Genomic DNA, 23,769 nt, shown 5'->3' on the forward strand with positions numbered 1-23,769 from the left:
GGCGGCCCCGCCGCAGCGTCAATGAAATCCAGGAGCACTGTTACCAATGTCTGAACTCTTCCCCGCGGTTGTCGTCACCGGCCTGGGAGCGGTGACTCCCGTCGGCTCAACCGCCGCCGAAACCTGGGACGCACTTGTGGCCGGACGCTCGGGAATCGTGCCGCTCGACGACGAGTGGGCCAGCGGCCTTCCCGTCCGCATGGCAGGACGCGTCGCCGCCGATGTCCCTTCGCTGCTGTCCACTTTGGAATACAAGCGGATGGACCGGTGCGGTCATCTTGCCCTCATCGCCGCCCGCGAAGCGTGGGCACATGCCGGCCGGCCGGAGACTGACCCGGAACGCCTCGCCGTCGTGATCGGCTCCGGCTACGGCGGACTGGACACCACCTTGGAGCAGACCCGGACGCTGGACGGGAAGGGGCCCCGCCGGGTTTCCCCGCACACCCTGACGCGGATCATGACCAACGGCCCCTCTGCCTGGGTCTCCATTGATCTCGGAGCCCGCGGCGGGGCACGCACTCCCGTCAGCGCCTGCGCCTCCGGGGCTGAAGCAATCTCCCAGGCGGCGGACATGATCCGCAGCGGTGCCGCCGACGTGGTGATTGCCGGCGGCGTGGACTCCTGCATCAACGGCCTCACCATCAGCGGGTTCGCCCAGATCAGGGCGCTGTCCACGCGCAACGACAGCCCGGAGTCCGCCTCCCGGCCCTTCGACCGTGACCGCGACGGCTTTGTCATGGCCGAAGGTGCCGGGATTGTGGTCCTGGAACGCGAAGACCATGCCCGTTCCCGCGGGGCCGAAGTGCTGGGGGTCATCGCAGGAAGCGCCGTCACCTCCGACGCCGTGGACATCGTGGCGGCGGACCCCGCCATGCAGCGGCGCGTCCTGGAGAAGGCCATTTCCGCGGCAGGCCTGAGCGGCGAGGACATCGGCTTCGTCCACGCCCATGCGACGTCCACCCCCGTGGGGGACCGGCTCGAAGCGGAAGCCATCCGCGCCGTCGTCGGGCGTTCCGTCCCTGTCACCTCCACCAAATCCCTTACCGGGCACCTGCTGGGAGGTGCCGGGGCGCTGGGCGCCATCGTCACCATCCAGGCGCTGCGCACAGGGGTGGTTCCCGGGACCCTGAACCTCGAAAACCCGGATCCGGACATCAACCTCAACATCGTTTCGGAGTCAACCCCGGGCCTCCGGGCGCGGGCCGGCATCTCCAACGCGTTCGGATTCGGCGGCCACAGCGCCTCGCTGGTGATCACCTCGGGCTGAGCCCTGCGGCGGAAAGTTAGGCTGTTGCGATGAAGACAGTCGCATGGTCCAAGCCGCAGAACCAGCGGGCCGGAACGCCGCTGCTGGTGATGATGCACGGTTACGGCACGGACGAAATCCGCATGTCCGACCTGTTCGGCCAGGTGCCGCCTGAGTTCACCTGCGCGGCGCTGCGGGCTCCCAAGGTGATCGGCGACGACTACGGCTGGTTCCTGCTGGACTATTTCCTGACCCATGACTTCGCCGACGTGATTTCCGTCAGCAACGCTGTGTTCGACTGGATCAACTCAGTCAAAGCCGAGCACAGCAGCGTGAGCCTTCTGGGCTTCTCGCAGGGAATGGCTATGGCCAGCACGCTCCTGCGGCTGCGGCCGCACGAGTTCCGCGCGGTCGTGGGGCTGTCCGGGTTCGTCCTGGACAACGAACTGCTGGCCATGAGCGAATCCTTTGACGACGTCAAGCCGCCGTTTTTTTGGGGCCGGGACAAGGCCGACCTGGTCATCAACGACGACGCGATCGAGCACACGGAGGAATGGCTGAACCGGAACACGCAATTGACCGCGCGGACCTATCCCGGAATGGGCCACACGATCGCCAGGGCGGAAATGGTGGACGTGGGAGCTTTCCTGCGCCACTACGTCCTCCGCTGAGGAGACCTGCGCAGATAGGGGCTGCGGCGGGAAAGCCGCGCTTCCGCTCCCGGAAAATCCGCGAAATCCCGCACTTCAGAGAAAAACCAGTTGCGCGCTAAATTTGTAAGCGCTTACACTCTTCTTCGGCCATGTACCGGGCCCAGTACTCCCAAGAGAAGAAAGGGCTGAGCCCGTGTTGCATGGCTAAAGCTCCGCGCGTGACCATTCAGGACGTCGCCGCATTGTCGGGACTGTCCATCTGCACCGTTTCGCGTGCCCTGCGCCGGCTGCCGAATGTGTCCGAATCGGCCCAGCTGAAAGTCGCTGACGCCGCCACCAAACTGGGCTACAAGGCATCCTCCGCCGCGTCGCGGCTGGCCGGCGGAACCACCGGGTCCGTGGCCATCATCGCGCCCACCGCCACCGCATGGTTCTTCGCCCAGGCCGTGGAAGCAGCCGAGGAAGTCTTCGCGGACAGCGGACTGGATACCGTGCTCATCAGCCTGCGCAACACCCCCGGCGTGCACCGCAAGGTCTTCGGCGACCTGGACGCCCTGTCGCAGCGGGTGGACGGGGTCCTGCTGCTCAACATCGCCCTCAGCGATGCTGAAGTGGAGGCCTTGGCTTCCTCGGGCCTGGCCGTTGCGAGCGTGGGCATGCACAGCGTCCCGTGGGACAACGTGGGCATCGACAACGAGGAAGCGGCCTGGAATGCGACCAACCACCTGCTCGGCCTCGGCCACTGGGACCTGGCCGTCCTCTCCGGCCGGGAACCCGGGGAGCGCTCGGTGGCCACCGCCACCGACCGGCTCAATGGCTTCCGGCGGGCGCTTGCCGAACATGACCTGACCGTGGACCCGGACCTGGTGATGGACGCGGGATCGAGCATCGAAGGCGGCCGGCGGGCGATGACCGAGCTCATCGAAAACCGCAGGATGCCCTCCGCGATCTTCGCCGGCTGCGACGAAACAGCCTTCGGCGCCCTGATGGCCCTGCGCGAGTTCGGTTTGTCAGCACCGAAAAACGTGTCCATCATAGGAATAGACGATCATCAGATGAGCTGGTTCCTAGGCCTGAGCACGATGGCCCAGCCGGTAGCCGATCAAGGCGCCTTCGCAGCCAACCTGCTGGTCGAGGGACTCCAACATCCGGGGCGGCCCACCGCCCCCGCCAGCCACGTGCTGGATACCAAGCTGATCGAACGCAAGAGCACGCGCCGCAAACGCTGAGCGCGGCTGAGCGAAAGCACCAGTCCGGCCGACGACGCCCGCCGCCGCCCGGCCCGACCCTCCGGCGGTCCAGCACACGAAAACCTGAAGCATCCATGCACGTCCCTGCCCGCGTCTGAAAGGACACCGAGTACCCATGACTGAACTCTCCAACAGCACTTCCGGCGCCAGCACAACTACCGCTGGCACTGCTACAGCCGGCACTGCTACCGCCGGCACTGCCGGTAACGGCAGCCGCGGCTGGACCGGCGCTTCCGCCATCCTCTTTGACCTCGACGGCGTGCTGACTCCCACGGCGATCGTCCACGAGCGCGCCTGGCAGGAGCTTTTCGACGGATACCTGCAGGACGTTCCGGAAGCGGCCGGCTACCGCGAAAGCGACTACTTCGACCACATCGACGGCAAGCCCCGCTTCGACGGGGTGCGTGACTTCCTGGCCTCCCGCAGCATTGCGCTGCCTGAAGGTCCGCTGGACGACGACCCCGCCAACGACACTGTCCACGGCCTGGGCAACCGCAAGAACAAGGTCTTCAACGACATCGTCGCCGCCGGCGTGGCACCGTACGAAGGCTCGGTGCGCTTCCTGGAAGCCGTGCTGGAGCTGGGACTGAAGGTCGCCGTCGTCTCCTCCTCGCGGAACGCGCCCGCAGTCCTGCAGGCAGCGGGACTGGCGGACCGCTTCCCGGTGGTGGTGGACGGCGTCGTCGCCGCTGCCCAGGGCCTGCCCGGCAAGCCGAGCCCCGCGACCTATGACTACGCCGCGCAGCTGCTGGACCTGCCCAGCGAAGATTGCGTGGTGGTGGAGGATGCCGTGTCCGGTGTCCAGGCCGGGAGCGCCGGGACCTTCCATTCGGTGATCGGCGTGGACCGGGGAGCCGGCCGGCAGACGCTGCTGGATGCCGGCGCCACGCTGGTGGTGGCGGACCTCGACGAGCTCCTCTAACCCCCGCCCCACCCTCACCAGCGCCGCTGCGTCAACTTCTCTGCATCAACGCCAAAAGGAACCCCAACAGCCATGGCACTCATCACCTCTGACCGTGCTCGTTTCCCCAACGATCCCTGGCAGCTCGTCGAAACGGACCACCTGCCCGGAAACGCCGGAACCCTGGAGACCCTCTTCAGCCTGGGCAACGGCCATCTGGGCGTCCGCGGCGCCCACTGGGCCTCCGCCGACGCCGACCTCCCCGGTAGCTTCATCAACGGATTCCATGAAACCTGGGACATCAAGCACGCAGAAAACGCCTTCGGCTTCGCGCGCACCGGCCAGCGGATCCTCTACATCCCGGACGTCAACAACTTCACCGTCATCATCGACGGCGAAACGTTGACCCTCAGCGAATCAACGGTACTCGACTACCGCCGGTCCGTTGACTTCGCCACCGGGATCTACGAGTGCCGCATCGTCTGGCAGTGCCGTTCCGGCGCCACCGTGACCACCACCGAACGCCGCGCGGTTGGCTACCAGTCCCGCGGCGCCCTGGGCATCGCACTTGAGGTGGCCGCGGACCGGGACGTCTATGCGGATGTGACGTCCTCCGTGATCAACCGTCAGGACCAGCCGGTGGAGGACCACTCCGCCCACGATCCCCGCCGGGCCGGCCGCCACGCCGGCCGCGTCCTGCTGCCAGTCAGGCTCGACGGCGGCGACGGCTCGCTGCGCCTGTCCTGGGAAGCGGCGGAGTCCCGGCAGCGCGTTGGCTTGGCCGTGGACCACTGGACCTCGGCCGAAGTCCAGCCCTTCGAGACCCAGGTGGACCAGGACGACAGCAGCGTCCGGTACGTGCTGGCGGTGAGCGCAGACCAGCCGTTCCGCCTCGAGAAGAGCGCAAGCTACGCCGTGGCGCGGGCTTTCCGGGAAGGAACCGTGGACGGCGGATCCGCCCAGGATCCGTCCGAAGCAGCGGAGAACGCCCTTCAGCCCGTCAGCGCGATCTTCGCCGAAAGCCAGGCGCACTATCGGGACTACTGGGCCACCACGGACATCGTTGTAGGCGGCCAGCCCGAACTGCAGCAGGCCATCCGCTGGAACCTCTTCCAACTGTCCCAGGCCACGGCCCGCGCGGACGTTGCCGGCATCCCGGCCAAGGGCGTCAGCGGCTCCGGCTACGAGGGGCACTACTTCTGGGACCAGGAGGTGTACCTGCTGCCCTACCTGACGTACACCAATCCGGACAACGCGCGCCAGGTCCTGGAGTTCCGGCACGAGATGCTGCCGGACGCCAAGGTCCGCGCCAAGGAGCTCAGCGTGGACGGCGCACTGTTCCCGTGGCGGACCATCAACGGGCTGGAGGCCAGCGCGTACTACGCCGCCGGCACCGCCCAGTTCCACATCGCTGCCGCCATCGCCTTCGCCACCAACAGGTACATCTGGGCCAGCGGCGACGCGGACTTCAAGCACGGCATGGGCTCGGAGTTGCTGATTGAAACTGCCCGGATGTGGGTTTCGCTCGGTTTCTTCGGCAAGGACGGACTGTTCCACATCCATGGCGTCACCGGCCCGGACGAGTACACGGCCGTGGTGAACGACAACCTCTACACCAACGTCATGGCCCGGTTCAACCTGCGCGCCGCGGCGGCGCTGGACCACCCGGAAATCGACGACGCCGAGCGCCAACTCTGGGAGCAGGCCGCCATCCGGATGCAGCTGCCCTACGACGAAGACCTGGAAGTGTATTCGCAGGACAACGACTTCATGACCCTGGAGCCGTGGGACTGGAGCACGCCCCGGTCCAAGTACCCGCTGCTGCTGAACTTCCACCCGCTGGTGATCTACCGGCACCAGGTGCTCAAGCAGGCGGACACCGTTCTGGCGATGTTCCTGCAGTGGCAGGACTTCACGGCCGAGGAAAAGCGGCGCGCGTTCGACTTCTACGATCCGATCACCACCGGCGACTCCACCCTGTCCGCCTGCGTGCAGGGAATCATGGCTGCCGAAGTGGGTTACGGGAAGGCCGCGCTGGACCACTTCACCCACGCGCTGTTCATCGACCTGGACGACACCCATGGCAACACGATCGACGGCGTGCACATCGCCTCCACCGGCGGCGTGTGGAGTTCGCTGGTCAGCGGCTTCGCCGGGCTCCGCGACCAGGGCGAGGTTCCGTTCTTCGACCCGCGCCTGCCGGGCGAATGGGACGGGCTGGCCTTCCATCTCAAGGTGCAGGGCCGGCTGCTGTTCGTGGAGCTGGAACAGGGGTCGATCCGTCTCAGCGTCAGGGAGGGCAGCCCCCTGGAAGTCAGCGTCCGCGGCGAGCTGCTCACCGTGGGCAACGACCTGGTCCGGGTGCCGCTGGCCCCCGTCGCCGTCCCGGAGCCCACCGTTTTCCCGAGCGGACTTCCGACGGCGTCAATCCCGATCGTCCGCGCCGCCAGCTAGGCGGGCCGGACCGTGGACAGCCCCGCCTAGGGGCTGTCCACGGACTTTTGGCTGTCCGCCGGCACGTTGTCCGCCGGCTCCTTGGCCCCGATGCCGCCGCCTTCCGAGCCGCGCCCCAAGGGATGTGCGAGTTCGTCGGCCGGCATCCGGGCCACCGCCATGGCCACCACCGCCATGACCGGGCAAACGCCGCCGGCCACCAGGAAGATCACCCAGGTGGGGACTACCTCAGCCGCGGGACCGGCCAGTGCCATCGAGACGGGCATCAGCGCCAGGGACACGAAGAAGTCCAGGCTGGAAACGCGGCCCAGCAGCTGCGGAGGCACGCGGCGCTGCAGAAGCGTCCCCCAGATCACCATGCCCACGGCCCCTGTGGCCCCGAAGATGAACAGGGCCACAGCCACCAACCAGAAGCTGTGCATGATCCCGACGGCCGCGAGCGGAAGGCTGCCGGCACCCCACGAGACCATCATCACCGTGAGGTAGCGGCGGGGCAGCGGGAAGGACGCCGTAGCCAGGGAAGCCACCGCCCCGCCCACGCCCATCACGGCCAGCAGGAAACCGAACATGCGCGAGTCGCCGCCCAGCTGATCGCGGACCACGAACGGCATCAGCACTTCAATGGGGCCGATCAGGAACAGCACCGAAATGCAGGCCCAAACCAACGTCCACAACAGCCAGGGCGTCCGGACCGTGTAGCTGACACCTTCGCGGAGGTCGTGGAAGAAGGACGTCTTGGCCCTGGCAACAGCGGGTTCCCCGTCGGGGCCGGGAGCGTCCAGCGTGTGCTGGCCGAGGAAGTTCAGAATGATGAAGGCAAGGAGATGGCAGGCCGCCACCCCGGTGACGGCGTGCGACGGCGACAGCGCGGCCACCAGGATCCCGGCGACCGCGGGACCGGCAGCCTGCTGCAGGATCGGCCGCATGGTCCCCTCCATGCCGTTGGCCGCGAGCAGGTCCTCGGCCGGCAGGATCCTGGGCAGGATGGCCGAATAGGCCGGGAAGAAAAACGCCGCTCCCACGCCAAGGACGAAAGCACCCACGGCCAGGTGCCACAGCTGCAGCCAGCCAGCCAGGGCAAGCCCGCTGATCGCGGCGATCACGGCGAGGTTGGTGCCTTCCACCGCGATGATCAGCAGCCGCTGGGGCGCCCGGTCCGCAGCGATCCCGCCGGCCAGGACGAACGCCACCAGCCCCGCGCTGCCCGCGGTGGCAACCAGGGACAGCTGCAGCGGGCCGCCGCCCAGCTGGATCACCTGGTACACCATCGCAACAGCCCACATCCCGGAGCCGAAGATCGAAACGGCCAGTGCCGCGATCAGCACTCGGTACTCCCGATGGGCAAAGGGCCGGAGGGCTTTGGGGGCGGGCATACGGCTAGTTTAGGCCTGCTTCATCCGGCCGCGCCGCCGCAGCCGCCGCCCTCCGCCGGGCTAGGCTTTCCGCATGGGGAACAGTCCGGCGGGCACCTGGCGACGCAGCATGGCCTTCATCGGCAGCAACCCGGGACTCGCCCTGCACCCGGTGAACCGCGACGGCGTTCACATCCCCGGTGAACCGGCCAGCTGCTTTGCCTCCTTCTGGATGGCCGACTGGTCCAAATGGGGCCGCGGAGACGCCCTGCTGATCGCCACCCGCCAGGGCTGGCGGAGCTACGGCGCCAACGGCTATTTCGCCGAAACCCTCGCCAAGGAACTGACCCGCTACTTTCCGGAGGCGGCCCGGTTTCCGCTGGAAGAAATCACGCACACCCAGGACGAGTTCGACGTCGAACTGGACATCGAGCGCGGCTTCCGGGCCGTGGGGCGCAAGGCGGAGCTGGAGATCAGCGGCGTTTTGGACCGGCGGCAGTTCTCGGCCCCGGACTTCCAGCTGGGCGCCGGCGGCAGTGCCGCCCTGACCAACGTGTACCTTCCCTGCAGCGCCGGACGGCTTTCGGAATTCGGCGTCGAATGGCCCGGCTCACCCACGGTGTACCCCGGACCCCGCGGACCGTCGTCGTCCGCGTATATTGCCTTGGCCGAATCCTGGGTGATGTAACAGTGTGGCCTAGTGTTAAGGGTGCAGGCAGCCACGGGCTGTCCTGCCCGGCTGTAACTACGGTTGCTCATGTTTGCACCGGCGGATTGTTCCCGTTCCAGGAAAGGTGACGATGGCCATGCGGAAGAACCCGGCAATGAGAATTGCACAAAAAACCGCCCACAAGGCGGTGTTCGACTCCCAAGGCAAGCCAAAGCCCGGATTGCACAGCACCCTGCTGCGTGCCGTCGAAATCCAGCGTCCGCTGGTGCTCGCCAACCTTCGGCGGCTCCAGCGCAAGTACCCGCGCGCCACGGCGGCGCAGCTGGCGGACAAGCTGGAGCGCGACTACCTGTTGGCCGTAACCGGCGGCGGGGCGCTCGTGGGCGGCACCGCCGTGATCCCGGGCGTCGGCACCGTGGCCGCCCTGGGCCTCTCCGCCGCTGCAACAGTCGGCTTCCTGGAAGCCACCGCCCTGTATGCAACGTCCCTGGCGGAGCTGCACGGCGTCCGTATGGTCGACCCGGAGAAGGCCAGCACCCTGGTTATGGCCATCATGCTGGGCGAGGAGGGGACCTCCCTCCTCGGAAGCCTGAGCGGCCAGGCCGCGGGCAGGGGCAAGGGCACCACGGATGCGTGGGGTACGGCGTTCGCCCGCAAGACCTCGTTCCCCGGCTTCGGTTCGGTGCGGGACCGCATCCAGCGGGCGTTCCTCCGCAACCTGCTGCAGCGGCAAGGAACGGCGCTCCTGGGCCGGGCCCTTCCTTTCGGCGTCGGAGCCGTGGTGGGCGGCGTGGGCAACCGCGTGATGGGGCGCGCCGTCGTCGCAAGCGCCAAGGAGGCGTTTGGCTCCATGCCGGACACGATTCCCGGCGAACTTACTCCCGCCACGCGCAGCGGCAGCGCCGGCACGCCGGGCGCACTTGATTCCGCCGCGGACACCCCCGGCGTCAACACCCCCGGCGCAAACAACGCCGGCGTCAACGCCCCCGGCGGGGACTCAACCGCGAAAGGCGGATTCCTTGGATCTGAACGCTGACCTGGGGGAGTCTTTCGGCTCCTGGACCATGGGGGACGATACCGCCATGTTCCCGCTCATCACCAGCGCCACGGTGGCCTGCGGCCTCCACGCCGGGGATCCCGTCACCATGCTGGACACCTGCCGGGCCGCCTTTGAGCTGGACGTCAGGGTGGGCGCCCACGTTGGCTACCCCGACCTGGCCGGGTTCGGGCTGCGGTCCATCGACATGACGTTCGACGATCTCTTCGGGGCCGTGCTGTACCAGCTCGGGGCGCTCGACGGCGTGGCGCACGCCGTCGGGGCCTCGGTTGACTTCGTGAAGGCACACGGTGCGCTGTACGAGCGGACAGCGCACGACGCCGACCAGGCCTCCGCCGTCGTAGCCGCCGTCCAGGCCTACGACCCCGGGCTGCCCATCCTGGGCCAGCCCGGTTCAGCGCTGCTGGCGCTGGCGGAGGAAGCCGGCCACCCCGTGTTCCATGAGGTCTTTGCCGACCGCGCCTACCTTGCCGACGGCAGACCGGTGCCGCGCTCGCAGGACGGCGCCCTGCTGCACGACGCGGGTGAGGTGGCCGCACGGGCGGTCCGCCTCGCCACCAAGGGCGAAGTGGAAGCCGTGGACGGAACAGTGATCAGGCTGCAGCCCCATTCGCTATGCCTCTCCGGCACCACTCCCGGCGCGGCGGAGACGGCCGCCGCCGTCCGGAAGGCGCTGGAAGAAGCCGGAGTGGAGCTGGAACCCTTCGCCTAGCCGAAGGCCAGGTGCGCCACGGTGAAAATGGCCACGCCGGCCAGGGCGCCCACCACGGTGCCGTTGATCCGGATGAACTGCAGGTCCTTGCCCACCTGGAGCTCGATCTTCTGGGAGGTTTCCTCGGCATCCCAGCGCGCCACCGTATCCGTGATCACACCGGCGATGTCCGAGCGGTAAGTCTTCACCAGGTAACCCGCGGCGTCCCCGATCCACGCGTTGACTTTGCCGGCCAGCTCGGGGTCCACCACCAGCCGGGTGCCGAAGTCGTGCACGGCCGCCTTGAACTTGATGGTCAGTTCGCTGTGGGGATCGTCGACGGCGGTAAGTAACGCCTTTTTGATGGTGCCCCACGTCCGGGACGCCAGTTCGCGCACCTCGGGATCGCCCAGGACCTGGGCCTTGATGCCTTCGGCCCGGGCGATCATGACGGGATCGTGCTGGAGATCCTGCGCGAGCGAAGTGAGGTAGGTGTCGATGGACTGCCGGACCTGGTGGTTCGGATCGGACTGCACGGCCTTGGTGAACTTGAGGATTTCCACGTACACCTTGTCGCCCACCAGGCCGTCCACGAACTGCGGGACCCACTGCGGCGACCGGTCCGAAACCAGCCTGCTGACCGTCTCATGGTTGTCCCTGACCCAGTCCACCGTCCGGTCCACCAGCAGGTCCACCAGGGTGTGATGGTGCCCGTCGGCGAAGATCCGCTCGGCGAGCCGGCCCACCGGCGGGCCCCACGGCGGGGTCAGCAGATGCTTGCGGACCATCGACTCAATCACTGCCTGGACGTCGTCGTCGTTCAAAACCTTAAACGCGCCCCGGATCACGGCGGCGCCCTCCTTGGCCACGCGCTCGGGGCCGCCGGGACTGGACAACCAGGCGCCGGCCTTCCGCGCGATATCAACGGAGGCAAGCTTTTCCTGGACCACCTGTTCGGAGAGGAAGTTCGTCTCCACGAACTCCCCGAGTGAAGCACCGATCTGGTCCTTGCGGCGCGGAATGATGGCCGTGTGCGGGATCTTGATCCCCATGGGGTACTTGAACAGTGCCGTAACCGCGAACCAGTCCGCGAGGGCGCCCACCATGCCGCCTTCCGCCGCGGCCCGGACGTATTCCAGCCACGGGTACTGCTTCTGCAGGGCGAAGGCAAACACGAAAATCACCGCCATGACAATCAGCAGCGCCAGCGCCAGGAGTTTCATTTTCCGCAGCGCAGAGGCCTTTTCGGCGTCGGTGCCCAGCCGGGCACGGACGACGGCGGCATCGAGGCCGGTGCCGGCGGCGGCGGACGAGCCGGTACTCACCGGTTTCGTTGCAGCGGGACGGGTGGTTTGTTCACTGTTCACCTGCATGTGCCCAGCCTATCGCCGCATCCGCCGTGGGTGTCCGCTAACGTGTCACCATGAGTACCAACGAGTCCGTCTCCGCCCGGCCGCTGGTTTACGCCCACCGGGGATCCAGCGCCGCCTTCGCCGAGCACACGAGGGCCGCCTACCTCCAGGCGATCGCAGACGGTGCGGACGGGGTGGAATGCGACGTCCACCTCACCCGGGACCAGCATGTGGTCCTGCTGCACGACGCGAACCTGGACAGGACGTCGGACGGCACCGGCCCCGTGGCCGAACAGACACTCGAAGAACTGCGATTACTGGATTTCTCCTCCTGGAAGGGGGCCCGGATTCCGCACCAATACGGCGGCAGGTTCGACCAGCTGCTCACCCTCCCGGAACTGCTTGACATCCTCCGCGCGGCAGGCCGGGACATCGGACTGGCGATTGAACTGAAGCACCCCAGCCCCTACCTGTTGCAGCTGGAGGACCGCGTGCTGGAGGTGCTGGCACTGGAGGGCTGGGATCCCCGCACCTCCAAAGTGGACAACATCAGTGTCTCGTTCATGAGCTTCAGCCCGGATTCCGTACGTCACCTGCTCAAGACCGTTCCCAGGGACTTCATCTGCCAGCTGGTGGACGACATCAATGTGGACGAGGTCCGCGAAGAACTGGGCCTGGGAATCATCACCGGCGGGGCCGTGGCAAACGTGATGCGCGCGGCGCGGCTGGAAGGCGAACGGATGCTGGACACCGGCCAGGTGCGGTTGGCCGGCCCCGGCATCGAGTATGTGCGCGAGCACCCCGGCCCGGTGAAACGGTGGCTGGAAGCCGGCCGCCGGTTCAGGGTGTGGACCGTCGACTCGGAACAGGACGTAGCGTTGTGCCGGGAGCTGGGTATCCACGAGATCACCACCAACCGGCCCGCGCAGGTGCTGGCTCAACTTTCCGAAAGCACGCACCCTGTCCGCTGAACGGGCTTGCTGCTGAATGGCAGGCGGTTACCGGCCCTATCGGCTGCTGTGGTTGCATGGATCCATGCCATTCACCTGGTCCGGCCGGGCCACGCAAACACTCTCAGCGGCTGCCTTGGGCACGCTCCTGCTGGCGAGTGCCATGAAACGCTTCCGCGAGCCCGCATTCTTCCACCAGGTGGTGCCCGATTTCCTGTGCCGCGATGACTCCGGCGCACGGCCCAACGGCCCGTTCGCTGTAATGACCTGCGATGAATGGGTGGCCGTCAGCGGGCTGCTCGAGGCGGGCGCCGCCGTCGGACTTTTCATCCCGGCGACCCGCAAATCTGCCGCCGGTGCCGTGACCGCAATGTTGACGGTCTTTCTCGCCGGACACGCCGATGCGCTGCGCCGCGCCTACGGACCGGCGGGAACGCCGTCACAGCGGAAGGTGCACACCGCCAGGCCGCGCCTTGCCCCCGGAAGTATGGTCGGCCTGTGGCGGTGAAGCTGCTTCAGTCACCGGCAGTGCGTGTGGGGCTCTCCATCAGCATCGCCACGGGGTTGTACGGGATTTCCTTCGGTGCCCTCGGCGTCACGTCCGGCTTGGACTTTTGGCAGACCATGGCACTGAGCCTGCTCCTCTTCAGTGGCGGCTCGCAGTTCGCATTCATCGGGGTGGTGGCGGGCGGCGGATCAGGGGTTGCCGCCATGGGCGCAGCGACACTCCTGGGCATGCGCAACGGCATCTATGGCATGCAGCTGAACGCGTTGCTGCAGCCGCGGGGGTGGCGGAAGTACGCTGCCGCCCACGTCACCATCGATGAATCAACCGCCACAAGCACCGGGCAGACGGATCCGGCCGAGCAGAAACGCGGATTCTGGACCGCGGGCGTCGGCATCTTCGTCCTGTGGAACGTCTTCACCGCCGTGGGGGCGTTGTCCGGTGCGGCACTGGGGGACCCCAAACAATGGGGGCTCGACGGCGCCGCGGTAGCAGCCTTCCTGGGCCTCCTCTGGCCGCGGCTCAAGGGCCGGGAGCCCGCGGCAATCGCCGTCGCGTGTGCGCTGGCCACGATCCTGGCCGTGCCATTCGTGCCTGCGGGAGTTCCCATCCTGATCGCAGCGGTGGTGGCGGCAACGATCGGCTGGTTCAGCCACGGCCGCAGCGACGAAGGGCTGGAGCCCGACGTCGACCCCTACGGCGGGCCCCATCATCACGGGCGTCCGGAAGAGGCGGGGAAATGAATCTTTGGATGTGGCTGCTGCTTGCCTGCCTCCTCGGTTACTCCTGGAAACTGCTGGGGTACCTGGTACCGGCAAGCCTGCTGCGCAATCCGCGGATGTCCCGGGTTGCGGGGACCATGACCATCGGCCTGCTCGCCTCGCTCACGGTTGTGAACGCCCTGGCGTCCGGACAGGCGCTGGCGTTCGACGCGCGAATCGGTGCCCTGGCCGCGGCCGGAATTGCCCTCTGCCTCCGGGCGCCGTTCCTGGTTGTTGTCCTCGCCGGAGCAGGGGCAGCAGCCGGGCTGAGGCTGCTGGGCTGGAGCTGAGCCCCTTGCCTGAGCCCCTTCCCGCAACCGGAGTTGTGGTGGCGGCGCGGGCTGGCGGGGACGCCGGCGACGGTCGGTAGGCCCTGTTGGCCGGGGCACCGCTGTGACATTATTCGAACATGAGCGAAGAACAAGCGCCCGACGTTTCTGTCACCGAAAAGGACCATCAGCCGAAGACCTACGTCCCCACCGTCCCGCCGGGATCCGAAGCCACGCGCGAAATGCGAGAGGTCTCCCGGCGCCGCCGGGATGCTGAAGAGAAGCTGCAGCAGCACCTGCAGGAAGCCGATCAACTGCACGAAGCCCACGTGCAGGCACATTTGAAAGAGACCGAGGAAAAAGACGCCGAGGGCGAAAAGAAAGCCTCCGGCAGTAAGGATTCCCACGGTAAGGATTCCCACAGCAAGGATTCTCACAGCTGAAACGCTCAGGGTGAGTCCTCCGGTTGGAGAACTCACCCTGATAGGGAATCCCGTTAGGGAATCTAGGAAACTCGTCCCGTTAGCTGGCGTCCCGCTAGCTGGCGAGGGCGGCCCCGTTGTTGCGCCGATCCAGTTCTTCCATTGCGAGGTCGTACCAGATCTGTGCTCCGAATGCGGGGTGGTCTGTATCCAGGTTCCTGAAGAGGGCATCGCTGAGCGACTGCAGTTCAGAAGTGGTGGCCGCCCTGACGACGGTTTGAGGGTCTCGGTCCGTGTTCATTAGCAAAACAAGCTGCTGCCGTGTCATGGCCGGGCCTCGAGGGACGAATTACGTAGTTCGTGGATCATGTCGAACTCCCAAGAAAGAGATGCTTCGGCTGACTGCGTAACCTCCACCAATTGTATTGGGATGTGGCTCAGCTCACAACGGCTCCCGGCCGGCGGTGGCCTAACACCGACCGGCCGGAGGGCGAGTCAGGGCAGGACGACTGAATCGAACGCCGTTCCGGGCAGCGGTGACTGCGGAGGGAGTGGCCGGTGCGGCCGCTCTGTGCGGATGGCGTCTTCCACCAGTGCAACCGGACGCCGCCACGCGTCCGATCCGGGCTCCATGGTGTCCACGACTCCGATGAGCATTGCCAACAGGCGGATCACGTCAGTCATGGAGATGTCAGTGCGCAGCGTCCCCTGCGCCTGGCCCCGGCCCAGGAGGATCGCCACGGATTCAAAGAGGCTGCCGGTGATCCCGGTCAGGAGGCCGCGGCGGCCGGCGACGGCGCCGAGCAGGTTGGCGTCATCGCTCGCGGCCGCCATCAGGGCGTCGACCACGCGTAACAGGCCCGCAGCTGCGTCGGGGCCGGCCAGGGCGTCGTCGATGACCGGATCAACCATTAGGCGGAGCTGGCGGTTGAGCGCCGCGAGAACCAGCTGTTCCTTGTCCGCGAAGTTCCGGAAGAGGGTGGCAGGTCCGACGCCCGCCGTAACGGCGATGGTCTGCAGGGGCACTTCCGGGCCGTACTCACGGAAGCACTTCCGGGCGGCGGTGATGATCTTATCCACGTTGCGCGCAGCATCCGCACGGAGGGGCTTGCGTTCCACTGCGAGGTTCATTTTTCAAGGTTAGCAACGCCGCGACTGAGGGCCCGGGTTACTGATTGGTAGCGGCGAATGTCCTCTTATGTGACGAATCGGCGTGGCAGACTGGGTGCATGTTGCTCGCATTCTCCGTTGCACCCTCCGGCCAACCCGACCCTCTGGCCGGCGCCCCGGCCACCCCGGAAAGCGGTGCGGCCGCCGACGCTTCAGTCCATGATGCCGTCGCGGCCGCCGTCAAGATCGTGCGGGAATCCGGCCTGCCCAACCACACGGATTCGATGTTCACCACCATTGAGGGCGAGTGGGACGAGGTGTTCGCCGTGGTCAAAAAGGCTACCGAAGCCGTGGGCCGCTTTGGCAGCCGCGTCTCGCTGGTTATCAAAGCGGACATCCGTCCGGGATACTCCGGTGAGCTCACCGGCAAGGTGGAGCGGCTGGAAAACGCCATCGCCGACGCCGGCTAGACGCGGCAGCAGCGCCATTGGCGCGAAAGCTTCCGGGCTAGCTTCCGTGACACTTCCCACGGGGGAGCGGCAACTGCAAGACTGGGCCCATGATTGAGCACAAGCCCGAGCCCCAATGGGTGGCTGTGGAGGAGTACCTGTCCGACGTCGTCGTCCGCCCCGGAAGCCCGCTCAAGCGGGCCGTTGCCTCCGCCGTCGAGGCGGGAATGCCCGCCATCGAAGTGGCGCCGAACGCCGGAAAACTGCTCAAGCTGCTGGTGCAGCTTTCGGGCGCCCGGCGGGTCCTGGAGATCGGAACGCTGGCGGGTTTCAGTACCATTTGGATGGCCCAAGGACTGCCCGACGACGGCGAACTCGTCACGTGTGAATACCTCCCCAAACATGCGCGCGTTGCGCGTGCGAACGTGGACGCTGCGGGCGTCGGGCACAAGGTGGACATCCGCGTGGGCGCCGCGCTGGACACGCTTCCCGGGCTAGAGGATGACGGCCGCGGACCCTTCGATTTTGTGTTCATCGACGCCGACAAGGAAAACGACCCGCAGTACCTGGACTGGGCCGTGAGGCTGGGCCGGCCCGGGACCGCCATCGTAATGGACAACGTGGTGTGGGAGGGTGCGCTCCTCGATCCGTCCATGGACGAGATCAACGCGCCGGGCATCATCAGCGCCTTGGAAATGATGGGGAATGACCCCCGGCTGGATGCCACGGTCATGCAGACCGTGGGAGCGAAGGGCTGGGACGGCTTCGCGCTCGCTGTTGTACGGTGAGCGGGGCTGGAGGAGCCGGCCGGTCGCCGCGGAAAGATGCTAAGTATGCTTAGAATGAGCTAGTATGCGACGGACGCGTCCCGCCTTTGCCTGCGATGGAGGAAGAAATGAAGGCTTCACCAACCCTTGCCAGCAATCTCCAGATGGTTCTCACCGACCTGATCGAGCTGCACGTCCAGGGCAAGCAGGCACACTGGAATATCGTGGGAACCAACTTCCGCGACCTCCACCTGCAACTCGACGAAATCGTCACCAGCGTCCGGCTGTTCGCGGACGAGACGGCTGAACGCATGCGCGCCCTGCACGCGCTTCCGGACGGCCGGAGCGCCACAGTCTCCTCGGACACCAGGCTGGAACAGTTCCCCGAAGGACTCACCTCCACTAAGGACGCCGTGAAGCTGATTACGGCCCGGCTGGAGCGCACTGTGAAGACCATGCGGGACGTCCACGACGAAGTGGACGAGGAAGATCCCACCAGTGCCGACCTGCTTCACGCAGGAATTATGCGCTTGGAGCAGCTGGCCTGGATGGTGAACGCCGAGACTATGACCCCTGCAGCTTCCGTCACGGCGCCGGCGGAGGGCTGAAGTTAGCCTCGGCGGGAGAACAGATCCGGGGACGATCTTGGCATTTATCCTTCGTCCGTCGTCCGCCGCCTGAGCCGGAGGCAATATTGTCAGAGCCTCGAGGCAGAGTTGTCCCATGGAAGCCATGGGGGAACTTGCAGCAGTAGGGTCGTTGCAGTGGGCGGGATCGCCCGTATCTGCCCGCGGCCTGGGCCGCGTCGCTGACGAAGTTCGCCCCACAGACTTGGCGTGCAACGGCGGTGGTTCCGGTGTTCTGTTCCGGTGCCTTGAGCTGCTGAGGAACGCGGGTTCGACGGCGGTGGCGGACGCTGCGCTGTTCAGTTTCGGTGAGGCTGTTGATTTCGCCGCGGGGGTGGAGGAGATCTCCAGATCTTTGGAGTTCCTGCAGGTGGTCGCGGCCGGGGCTGTGGACCGGACCCGTCGTCAGGCGGTGGCGGCGGGCAGTTCAGGTACGGCGGTCGGCTGGACCACGGGCTGGGATGCTGAGGGGACGGACTTCGAAAGCCCCGAGGGCGACGCTCCCAACTCCTTACGGCAGAACCAAGGAGCGCCAAATCCGGCGGATGACGGGTGCCGGAACGCCGCCGAAGTCCTGCGCTCCCGGCTGCGGATCAGCGCCGGTGAGGCCCGGCGGCGGATCGCCCTCGCCGGGGCGGTGCTGCCCCGCACCGGTTTCACCGGCCACGAGGAACCGCCGGAACGGCCCGAACTCGGTTGCGCCCTCGCCGTCGGGACCGTCGGCTCCCGCGCCGCGACGATCATCACCCTCGCGTTGGACCAGGTCCGGCACCACGCGCCGGAGGAAACCACTGTCCTGATGGAGCACGCCCTGGTCAGCACCGCGGCCGAGGACCACGCGGACTTCCTCTCCCGCATGGCCCGGCGCTGGATTGACGCGATCGACCAGGACGGGACCGAGCCGTCCGAGGAGGAACTCCGCCACCGCCAGGGTGCGTTCATCCGCCGGGCCCGCCGCGGGCTACATCATGTGGAGATCTTCGCGACCCCGGACCAGTACGAACACCTCCTGACCGTCATGAACACCGCCACCAACCCCCGCACCCGCCCCGGCGAAGCCAGTGAGAACAACGCTGGCGGCGATGGCGGCAGGGAGCCGGCGAGCCTGGATGAATCCTTCAAGGACGGTGCCGGGACACCTGATCCGGAGCTGGACCTGCGCACCCTCCCGCAGCGGCGCCTCGACGGCCTGGTCAGCGGCTGCAAAGCGGCCCTGGCCAGCGGAAAACTCCCGGCCGCGGGAGGACTCCGCCCGCAGGTCATGGCCACCATCGATTACCGCGACCTCCTGAACCACCTCGAACACGCCACCGAAGATCAAAGCGGCACCGGCCCCCTCGACAACCCTGGCATTCCCGGCACCGGAACGTTCACGTTCACCGGCCCGGTCACCGCCGCCACGGTCCGCAAGATCGCCTGCGACGCAGACATCATCCCGGTCCTGCTCGGCAGCGAAGGCCGCGTCCTGGACATCGGCCGCACCACCAGGGTCTTCCCGCCGCACATCCGCAAAGCCATCACCGCCCGAGACCAGGGCTGCGCCTTCCCCGCCTGCACCATCCCCGCCCCCTGGTGCGAAGCCCACCACATCACCTACTGGTCACACAATGGCGCCACCAGCACCGAGAACGGCACCCTGCTCTGCTCCCATCACCACCACCTCATCCACAAAGAACAGTGGACCATCCAAGTCAAAACCGGCATCCCGTGGTTCATCCCGCCGCCCCACATCGACCCGCGCCAAAAACCACAACGAAACAGATACTTCAGATGCTGACCAGGAAGCGCTGGCGCACCCGGGAGGACGGTGTGACTACATTTTTATCCGCTCGGGGCGTCACGCTACGGCCGGGGGAGCCCTCCGACCCGCCGTCGGACTGGACCTTATACGGCCTGGGCAAGCGAAGAACCAGATCTTTGAGCAGGTCCTGGCGTCGCGGCCGGTGCCGGTTTTCCCTGGGACACTATCGCTTCTGGAGCGGCTCAGGGCCGGACAAGTCCCGGTCGCGTTGGCAACCTCCAGCCGCAATGCCCGGCCTGTCCTGCAGGCCGCCGGGATCGAGGACGCCTTCGACCTCATCGTTGACGGCAACCTTCCGCGCAGCAAGGGCTGGCGGGAAAACCGGACCCCGCCATGTTCGTCCACACCGCGCGGGAGCTCCGTGTGGAACCGGCCCGCGCCGCAGTCATCGAGGACGCAGTGTCCGGCGTGCAAGGCATACACCTGGGCGCGATGGCGGGATCCATTGACGTGGTCCAGCGGAGCTTTGCCGGCCTGCGCATCACCCCGGCGCGTTGGATTTTGACATGGGCCGGCGGCAGCCGCCAGGTCAGGTCATGTGCAGAACGGCCGCACCGGTGATGCGGTCCGCCGCGAGGTCCTGCAGCGCCTGGCCTGCCGCTTCCATCCGGTAAGGGACCGTGGTGGGGCGCAGCGGGATCTCCGCTGCCACGCGGAGGAACTCCTCGCCGTCGGCCCGGGTATTGGCCGTGACACTGCGCAGCTGGCGTTCCTGGAAGAGCTCGGACCCGTAATGCAGCGGCGGAATATCGCTTAGATGGATGCCTGCCACGGCCAACGTGCCGCCCCGCTCCAGGGCGCGTAGCGCCTGCGGCACGAGCCAGCCTGCCGGGGCAAAGATGATGGCCGAATCCAGCGGTACAGGAGGTTCGTCGTCGGCGTCCCCTGCGAACGCCGCCCCTAGATCCAGGGCGAGGCGGCGGGCCTCCTTTGAGCGGGTCATGACGTACACGCTGGCTCCGCGATAGACGGCCACCTGGGCGGCCAGGTGGGCGGAGCCGCCGAAGCCGTAGATGCCGAGCCGGCCGCCGTCCGGAATCTGGGCCCGGCGCAACGCACGGTAGCCGATGATGCCTGCGCAGAGCAGCGGTGCGGCCTGCTCGTCCGAAAAGACATCCGGAATCCGGTAGGCATAGTCCTCGTTAACCGTTATGCGGTCCGCGTACCCGCCGTCGCGGTCCCAGCCCGTGAACGTGGGGGACAGGCACAGGTTCTCCTGGGAACGGAGGCAGAACCGGCAGCGCCGGCAGGTGTTGCCGAGCCAGGCCACACCCACCCGTTCGCCCAGCCTGAACCTGGCGGCACCCTCACCGAGCTCCACCACTTCCCCCACCACTTCATGGCCAGGGATGATGCCGGGCCGGCGGCGCGGGAGGTCGCCTTCGGCCAGATGGAGGTCGGTGCGGCACACTCCGCAGACCCGTACGGAAAGCAGGACCTCACCCTGCCCGGGGCGGGGATCCCGGCGTTCGCCGAACACTAGCGGATGTCCCGCTATGGGACCCGGCCGCCCGACCCACCAAGCACGCACGGCACACTTCCTCGCTGCTAACCCGGGACCATTACCTGGTGATCAGCACGTTGCACAGTGCGCGCTCCAGCGCGGACGACACCGTGCTCCCCGGGTGGCCTTCCCGGTGATGGGCCCCGAGGACCAGAACCTGGGCCTGGGCCGCGGCAGCCAGGAGTTCCTTGGACACGGGGTGGTCCTCCAGCAGGACGCCCTCCACCGGGACGTCCGGGACCAGGCTCCGGGCCAGTTCCACGGCCTGGTCCAGGAGCTCTTTGCCGTGGAGCGGAGCGTGGCGCCCGTGGTGCGGGTCCCGGGCCACATGGATCAGCTGCAGCGGTACATTCAACTCCGCAGCCAACGCGGCCGCATCCGCAACGACCTTCCCCTGGGTGGGCTTGTCGTCGATTCCCGCCGCAATGGGCTGGCCCTGCCGGCCCGGATAACGCACCACCATCAGGGGACAGGGTGCATGAACGGCCAGGTCGAGGCAGGCAGAGCCCACGAGCTGGCCGAGGAGCCGGCCCATCCCACGGTGCCCTATGGCGAGGATGCTCCCGCCTTCGGCCGCCGCCCGGAGGGCCTGGGCGGGAAGTCCGGTTCGGATGACGCCTTCAATCTCCAGCGTGCTGCCTAGTTCGTCAGCAACTGACCGGGCGAGGTCCAGGCCTTCCTGCAGGGTTGCCTCGGCAGCATGGCGCAGCCCGCTGCCTTCGACCCCTTTGACGGGGCCAAGTTTCTTGGTGAACACCGGCCACACCCACGCATGGATGACCTTCAGTTTCCGGTGGGTGGCGGCTGCATGCCCTGCGGCCCAGCGGACGGCCAATTGCGACGGCTCGGACCCGTCGTAGCCCACCGCCACCGGGCCGGTCTGTTTTCCTGCTGAAGCCGGCATGGAACCTCCCCTCCCTGGTTAGGCCGGAGCCACCGGTCCCGATACAAACCGGTACCGGTGGCGCGTCCACCAAGTAGAGACCCGGCCCACCGTTCACACTAGGGGCTTTGGTCCCGCATGAGTAGCCTCAGCGGCCTTTGTCCCGCCCGCCCCGTTCACTAGCCCCGCGTTCGCTAGCTCCACGTTCACTGGCCCCGCCCTTGCTGTCCCCGCGCCCGCTTTCACGGGACCAACCTTCCGTGCGTTCCTTCTCGCGGCGCTGGCGGTCATAGCGTTCACGCAGGTCGCGTCCATGCCGGACGTCCTCTTCTTCCCGGACCTGGAGTTTGTCGCTTTTCTTCGTGCCGCGCGGGGGCAGCTGGAGGGTCTCCTCCGCCTCAATGCCGGCCTGAAGCTGCCGGCCGCGTTCCATCTCGGCGTCGAACTCTGCGCCGAACAGCAGCGACATGTTCAGGATCCAGAGCCACAGCAGCGAGATGATGACGCCGCCGATGGCACCGTAGGTCTCGTTGTAGCTGCTGAAGTTGGCTACGTAGAACCCGAAAGCCAAGGAAGCAAGCAGGAAGATCACCAGGGCGATAAGGGATCCCAGGCTCATCCAGCGGAACTTGGGCTGCTTCACATTGGGAGTGGCGTAGTAGAGGATGGCGATCGCCACCACAACGAGCACCACCATGACAGGCCACTTAAGGATGTTCCAGACGGTCAGGAAGGTGCCGCCCAAGCCGATTGCATTGCCGACCGACTCCGCCACCGGCCCGGTGAGGACGAGCATGACTGCCAGGACGACGACGATCAGCAGGTTGACGACCGTGACGCCGAGGACGGCGCCACGGAGTTTGACGAACCCACGGCCTTCGTCCACTTCATAGATGCGGTTCATGGCCCGGGAAAACGCGCCCACATAGCCGGAAGCGGACCAGAGGGCGGTGAGGATACCGATGACGAGCGTGAGGCCGGCTGCGGAGGAACTGGCGAGTTCCTGGATCGGCTGCCGAACCGCTTCCACGGTTTCAGCCGGAGCGAAGCCCTGGACGATTTCCAGGAGAGCAGTGGTGGTCTTCTCGGCCTGCCCGAAGATACCCAGCAGCGACACGAGGGCGAGGAGCGCCGGGAAGAGGGAGAGGACTGCGTAGTACGTCAGTGCCGCTGCCAGGTCCGGGCACTGGTCGGTCGTGAATTCGCGGAAAGTTTTCTTCGCGATGTACTTCCACGATGGTTTGGCGACATCGGTGGGGCTGTCCGGTTTGCGCGAATCGTCGGGAGCAGGCGCCTTGCGTGCCTTGGCAGTGCTGCTCTCTTCTGTTTCAGCATCGGTTTTCGCTGGGTTGCCGTTCTCGGTGGCGGGCTTCTTGGCCATGGAAACCATCCTCAAATCTGCCGGGAGCCGGCCTGCCCCCCAAGCAGGGGCAGGCCGGCTAAAGGAACCGGTGCTGTTACGAGCGCTGGACGTTGTCCTTGGCGTCGGCGGCGCGGTACTTCACGTCTTCCACGGCGGTCTGGCCCTCGCCCTTGACGTGCTCGGTGGCATCCGCCGCAGTGGCCTTCACGTTTTCCATGGCTTCCTGCGCGGGTGCCTTCAGGCCTTCGGCCATATCCTTGGCGGCCTCGGTCAGTTCGTGGGTGAGCGGCTCGGCCTTGGTCTTGAGTGTGTCCGCAGCCTCACGCTCCTTCTCGCTTGCCGGGATCAGGGACGACAGCAGCATCCCGGCGCCGAATGCGATCAGCCCTGCGGCCATCGGATTGCCCTGCGTCTTCGAACGGACCTGGCGGGGTGCGTCGCCGATCGCCGCTCCGGCGTCGGACAGGGGACCGCCGGCACCAGCGGTTCCGGAGTGGGTCGCGTAATGCACGCGGTCGCCGGTGTGCTCGGCTGCTCCCATGACTTTCTCCTTCACTCCGAACACGGCGTCCTTCACAGATTCTTTGACCTTGTCAGTCTGGCGATGGACGATGTTCGACGGGGTAACTTTGTCCGCCACGGCGTCGACATTGGTGCCGAGCCGTGTACGGGTTGCTTCGATATCGGCGCGGATGGCATCCGGGTTTTCACTCATCGTGTGTACCTCGAGCTC

General features: G+C 66.9%; 26 protein-coding genes. 18 read left to right on the forward strand and 8 right to left on the reverse strand.

Annotated elements, in window-relative coordinates; genetic code table 11:
- The first annotated feature begins 46 nt into the window (after positions 1–46).
- The 5 genes from J7I92_RS02090 to J7I92_RS02110 all read left to right on the forward strand — a co-directional run bounded on the left by J7I92_RS02090 (position 47) and on the right by J7I92_RS02110 (position 6,504).
- Positions 47–1,267 (forward strand): beta-ketoacyl synthase, encoded by a 1,221-nt coding sequence (locus J7I92_RS02090; protein ID WP_214836690.1) that lies wholly within the window; start codon positions 47–49, stop codon positions 1,265–1,267.
- A gap of 29 nt (positions 1,268–1,296) precedes the next feature.
- Positions 1,297–1,917, forward strand: a complete 621-nt coding sequence (locus tag J7I92_RS02095) for an alpha/beta hydrolase (protein ID WP_214836693.1) — start codon at positions 1,297–1,299, stop codon at positions 1,915–1,917.
- Between the two features lie 200 nt (positions 1,918–2,117).
- Positions 2,118–3,128, forward strand: a complete 1,011-nt coding sequence (locus J7I92_RS02100) for a LacI family DNA-binding transcriptional regulator (protein ID WP_311380044.1) — start codon at positions 2,118–2,120, stop codon at positions 3,126–3,128.
- 136 nt (positions 3,129–3,264) lie between these two features.
- Positions 3,265–4,071 carry an HAD family phosphatase gene (locus J7I92_RS02105; protein ID WP_251039367.1) on the forward strand — a complete coding sequence of 269 codons (807 nt, stop codon included), beginning with the start codon at positions 3,265–3,267 and terminating at the stop codon, positions 4,069–4,071.
- A gap of 72 nt (positions 4,072–4,143) precedes the next feature.
- The gene (locus J7I92_RS02110) at positions 4,144–6,504 is read left to right on the forward strand and encodes a glycoside hydrolase family 65 protein (RefSeq protein ID WP_214836701.1); all 2,361 of its coding nucleotides are present in this window, start codon (positions 4,144–4,146) and stop codon (positions 6,502–6,504) included.
- A gap of 26 nt (positions 6,505–6,530) precedes the next feature.
- Here the strand turns inward: J7I92_RS02110 and J7I92_RS02115 are convergent, their stop codons facing one another.
- On the reverse strand, positions 6,531–7,877 hold the full coding sequence (locus J7I92_RS02115) for an MFS transporter (RefSeq protein WP_214836704.1): 1,347 nt from the start codon (positions 7,875–7,877) through the stop codon (positions 6,531–6,533).
- 73 nt (positions 7,878–7,950) lie between these two features.
- On the opposite strand from J7I92_RS02115, the gene J7I92_RS02120 reads away from it, so the two are divergent.
- The 3 genes from J7I92_RS02120 to J7I92_RS02130 all read left to right on the forward strand — a co-directional run bounded on the left by J7I92_RS02120 (position 7,951) and on the right by J7I92_RS02130 (position 10,295).
- Positions 7,951–8,544, forward strand: a complete 594-nt coding sequence (locus J7I92_RS02120) for a hypothetical protein (protein ID WP_214836707.1) — start codon at positions 7,951–7,953, stop codon at positions 8,542–8,544.
- Between the two features lie 112 nt (positions 8,545–8,656).
- The gene (locus J7I92_RS02125) at positions 8,657–9,562 is read left to right on the forward strand and encodes a hypothetical protein (protein WP_251039368.1); all 906 of its coding nucleotides are present in this window, start codon (positions 8,657–8,659) and stop codon (positions 9,560–9,562) included.
- A complete protein-coding gene (locus J7I92_RS02130; protein WP_214836713.1) occupies positions 9,546–10,295 on the forward strand; it encodes a LamB/YcsF family protein in 750 nt (249 codons plus the stop codon). The genes J7I92_RS02125 and J7I92_RS02130 overlap by 17 nt, the downstream gene beginning before the upstream one ends.
- On the opposite strand, the gene J7I92_RS02135 is transcribed toward J7I92_RS02130, so the two are convergent.
- Positions 10,292–11,647 carry a DUF445 domain-containing protein gene (locus J7I92_RS02135; protein ID WP_214836716.1) on the reverse strand — a complete coding sequence of 452 codons (1,356 nt, stop codon included), beginning with the start codon at positions 11,645–11,647 and terminating at the stop codon, positions 10,292–10,294. The genes J7I92_RS02130 and J7I92_RS02135 overlap by 4 nt on opposite strands.
- Before the next feature lie 50 nt (positions 11,648–11,697).
- Between J7I92_RS02135 and J7I92_RS02140 the strand changes: the two genes are divergently transcribed.
- From J7I92_RS02140 to J7I92_RS02160, 5 genes are all read left to right on the forward strand, one after another.
- Complete coding sequence (locus J7I92_RS02140; RefSeq protein WP_214836719.1) at positions 11,698–12,597, forward strand: glycerophosphodiester phosphodiesterase family protein; 900 nt, start codon at positions 11,698–11,700, stop codon at positions 12,595–12,597.
- A gap of 64 nt (positions 12,598–12,661) precedes the next feature.
- Positions 12,662–13,084, forward strand: coding sequence for a hypothetical protein (locus J7I92_RS02145; protein ID WP_214836722.1), 423 nt, complete (start codon positions 12,662–12,664; stop codon positions 13,082–13,084).
- Entirely contained in the window at positions 13,081–13,824 is a 744-nt protein-coding gene (locus tag J7I92_RS02150) for an AzlC family ABC transporter permease (protein ID WP_214837094.1), read from the forward strand. Before J7I92_RS02145 ends, J7I92_RS02150 begins: the two co-directional genes overlap by 4 nt.
- On the forward strand, positions 13,821–14,132 hold the full coding sequence (locus tag J7I92_RS02155; RefSeq protein WP_214836725.1) for an AzlD domain-containing protein: 312 nt from the start codon (positions 13,821–13,823) through the stop codon (positions 14,130–14,132). Before J7I92_RS02150 ends, J7I92_RS02155 begins: the two co-directional genes overlap by 4 nt.
- A gap of 119 nt (positions 14,133–14,251) precedes the next feature.
- The gene (locus J7I92_RS02160) at positions 14,252–14,554 is read left to right on the forward strand and encodes a hypothetical protein (protein ID WP_214837121.1); all 303 of its coding nucleotides are present in this window, start codon (positions 14,252–14,254) and stop codon (positions 14,552–14,554) included.
- Between the two features lie 94 nt (positions 14,555–14,648).
- Here the strand turns inward: J7I92_RS02160 and J7I92_RS02165 are convergent, their stop codons facing one another.
- Together J7I92_RS02165 and J7I92_RS02170 are read right to left on the reverse strand one after the other, a co-directional pair.
- Positions 14,649–14,834 (reverse strand): hypothetical protein, encoded by a 186-nt coding sequence (locus J7I92_RS02165; protein WP_251039369.1) that lies wholly within the window; start codon positions 14,832–14,834, stop codon positions 14,649–14,651.
- Positions 14,835–15,028: 194 nt separating this feature from the next.
- Positions 15,029–15,664, reverse strand: a complete 636-nt coding sequence (locus J7I92_RS02170; protein ID WP_214836730.1) for a TetR/AcrR family transcriptional regulator — start codon at positions 15,662–15,664, stop codon at positions 15,029–15,031.
- A gap of 98 nt (positions 15,665–15,762) precedes the next feature.
- Here J7I92_RS02170 and J7I92_RS02175 point away from each other — a divergent pair, with 98 nt between their 5' ends.
- The 5 genes from J7I92_RS02175 (at position 15,763) to J7I92_RS02195 (ending at position 19,847) form a co-directional block, all read left to right on the forward strand.
- The gene (locus tag J7I92_RS02175) at positions 15,763–16,113 is read left to right on the forward strand and encodes a thiamine-binding protein (protein WP_214836732.1); all 351 of its coding nucleotides are present in this window, start codon (positions 15,763–15,765) and stop codon (positions 16,111–16,113) included.
- A gap of 89 nt (positions 16,114–16,202) precedes the next feature.
- Entirely contained in the window at positions 16,203–16,880 is a 678-nt protein-coding gene (locus tag J7I92_RS02180; protein WP_214836735.1) for an O-methyltransferase, read from the forward strand.
- A gap of 107 nt (positions 16,881–16,987) precedes the next feature.
- A complete protein-coding gene (locus tag J7I92_RS02185) occupies positions 16,988–17,467 on the forward strand; it encodes a Dps family protein (RefSeq protein ID WP_214836739.1) in 480 nt (159 codons plus the stop codon).
- A gap of 115 nt (positions 17,468–17,582) precedes the next feature.
- Positions 17,583–19,262 (forward strand): HNH endonuclease signature motif containing protein, encoded by a 1,680-nt coding sequence (locus J7I92_RS02190; protein WP_214836742.1) that lies wholly within the window; start codon positions 17,583–17,585, stop codon positions 19,260–19,262.
- Positions 19,263–19,619: 357 nt separating this feature from the next.
- Positions 19,620–19,847, forward strand: a complete 228-nt coding sequence (locus J7I92_RS02195) for a hypothetical protein (protein WP_214836745.1) — start codon at positions 19,620–19,622, stop codon at positions 19,845–19,847.
- On the opposite strand, the gene J7I92_RS02200 is transcribed toward J7I92_RS02195, so the two are convergent.
- From J7I92_RS02200 to J7I92_RS02215, 4 genes are all read right to left on the reverse strand, one after another.
- Complete coding sequence (locus J7I92_RS02200; protein ID WP_214836749.1) at positions 19,816–20,817, reverse strand: zinc-dependent alcohol dehydrogenase family protein; 1,002 nt, start codon at positions 20,815–20,817, stop codon at positions 19,816–19,818. The genes J7I92_RS02195 and J7I92_RS02200 overlap by 32 nt on opposite strands.
- Positions 20,818–20,848: 31 nt before the next feature.
- On the reverse strand, positions 20,849–21,694 hold the full coding sequence (locus J7I92_RS02205) for a universal stress protein (RefSeq protein ID WP_214836752.1): 846 nt from the start codon (positions 21,692–21,694) through the stop codon (positions 20,849–20,851).
- 127 nt (positions 21,695–21,821) lie between these two features.
- A complete protein-coding gene (locus J7I92_RS02210) occupies positions 21,822–23,054 on the reverse strand; it encodes a YihY/virulence factor BrkB family protein (RefSeq protein WP_214836755.1) in 1,233 nt (410 codons plus the stop codon).
- A gap of 76 nt (positions 23,055–23,130) precedes the next feature.
- Entirely contained in the window at positions 23,131–23,751 is a 621-nt protein-coding gene (locus tag J7I92_RS02215; protein WP_214836758.1) for a DUF3618 domain-containing protein, read from the reverse strand.
- Positions 23,752–23,769: the final 18 nt, after the last annotated feature.

Source organism: Arthrobacter sp. ISL-72, assembly GCF_018613755.1.
Classification (GTDB): domain Bacteria; phylum Actinomycetota; class Actinomycetes; order Actinomycetales; family Micrococcaceae; genus Arthrobacter.

Coding starts and splice junctions, on each gene's coding strand:
- J7I92_RS02140 (WP_214836719.1), top strand. CDS start 11,698: ATGAGTACCAACGAGTCCGTCTCCGCCCGGCCGCTGGTTTACGCCCAC.
- J7I92_RS02210 (WP_214836755.1), bottom strand. CDS start 23,054: ATGGCCAAGAAGCCCGCCACCGAGAACGGCAACCCAGCGAAAACCGAT.
- J7I92_RS02095 (WP_214836693.1), top strand. CDS start 1,297: ATGAAGACAGTCGCATGGTCCAAGCCGCAGAACCAGCGGGCCGGAACG.
- J7I92_RS02185 (WP_214836739.1), top strand. CDS start 16,988: ATGAAGGCTTCACCAACCCTTGCCAGCAATCTCCAGATGGTTCTCACC.
- J7I92_RS02145 (WP_214836722.1), top strand. CDS start 12,662: ATGCCATTCACCTGGTCCGGCCGGGCCACGCAAACACTCTCAGCGGCT.
- J7I92_RS02205 (WP_214836752.1), bottom strand. CDS start 21,694: ATGCCGGCTTCAGCAGGAAAACAGACCGGCCCGGTGGCGGTGGGCTAC.
- J7I92_RS02175 (WP_214836732.1), top strand. CDS start 15,763: ATGTTGCTCGCATTCTCCGTTGCACCCTCCGGCCAACCCGACCCTCTG.
- J7I92_RS02115 (WP_214836704.1), bottom strand. CDS start 7,877: ATGCCCGCCCCCAAAGCCCTCCGGCCCTTTGCCCATCGGGAGTACCGA.
- J7I92_RS02165 (WP_251039369.1), bottom strand. CDS start 14,834: ATGAACACGGACCGAGACCCTCAAACCGTCGTCAGGGCGGCCACCACT.
- J7I92_RS02105 (WP_251039367.1), top strand. CDS start 3,265: ATGACTGAACTCTCCAACAGCACTTCCGGCGCCAGCACAACTACCGCT.
- J7I92_RS02170 (WP_214836730.1), bottom strand. CDS start 15,664: ATGAACCTCGCAGTGGAACGCAAGCCCCTCCGTGCGGATGCTGCGCGC.
- J7I92_RS02160 (WP_214837121.1), top strand. CDS start 14,252: ATGAGCGAAGAACAAGCGCCCGACGTTTCTGTCACCGAAAAGGACCAT.
- J7I92_RS02215 (WP_214836758.1), bottom strand. CDS start 23,751: ATGAGTGAAAACCCGGATGCCATCCGCGCCGATATCGAAGCAACCCGT.
- J7I92_RS02090 (WP_214836690.1), top strand. CDS start 47: ATGTCTGAACTCTTCCCCGCGGTTGTCGTCACCGGCCTGGGAGCGGTG.
- J7I92_RS02135 (WP_214836716.1), bottom strand. CDS start 11,647: ATGCAGGTGAACAGTGAACAAACCACCCGTCCCGCTGCAACGAAACCG.
- J7I92_RS02120 (WP_214836707.1), top strand. CDS start 7,951: ATGGGGAACAGTCCGGCGGGCACCTGGCGACGCAGCATGGCCTTCATC.
- J7I92_RS02190 (WP_214836742.1), top strand. CDS start 17,583: ATGGAAGCCATGGGGGAACTTGCAGCAGTAGGGTCGTTGCAGTGGGCG.
- J7I92_RS02195 (WP_214836745.1), top strand. CDS start 19,620: ATGTTCGTCCACACCGCGCGGGAGCTCCGTGTGGAACCGGCCCGCGCC.
- J7I92_RS02125 (WP_251039368.1), top strand. CDS start 8,657: ATGGCCATGCGGAAGAACCCGGCAATGAGAATTGCACAAAAAACCGCC.
- J7I92_RS02110 (WP_214836701.1), top strand. CDS start 4,144: ATGGCACTCATCACCTCTGACCGTGCTCGTTTCCCCAACGATCCCTGG.
- J7I92_RS02180 (WP_214836735.1), top strand. CDS start 16,203: ATGATTGAGCACAAGCCCGAGCCCCAATGGGTGGCTGTGGAGGAGTAC.
- J7I92_RS02155 (WP_214836725.1), top strand. CDS start 13,821: ATGAATCTTTGGATGTGGCTGCTGCTTGCCTGCCTCCTCGGTTACTCC.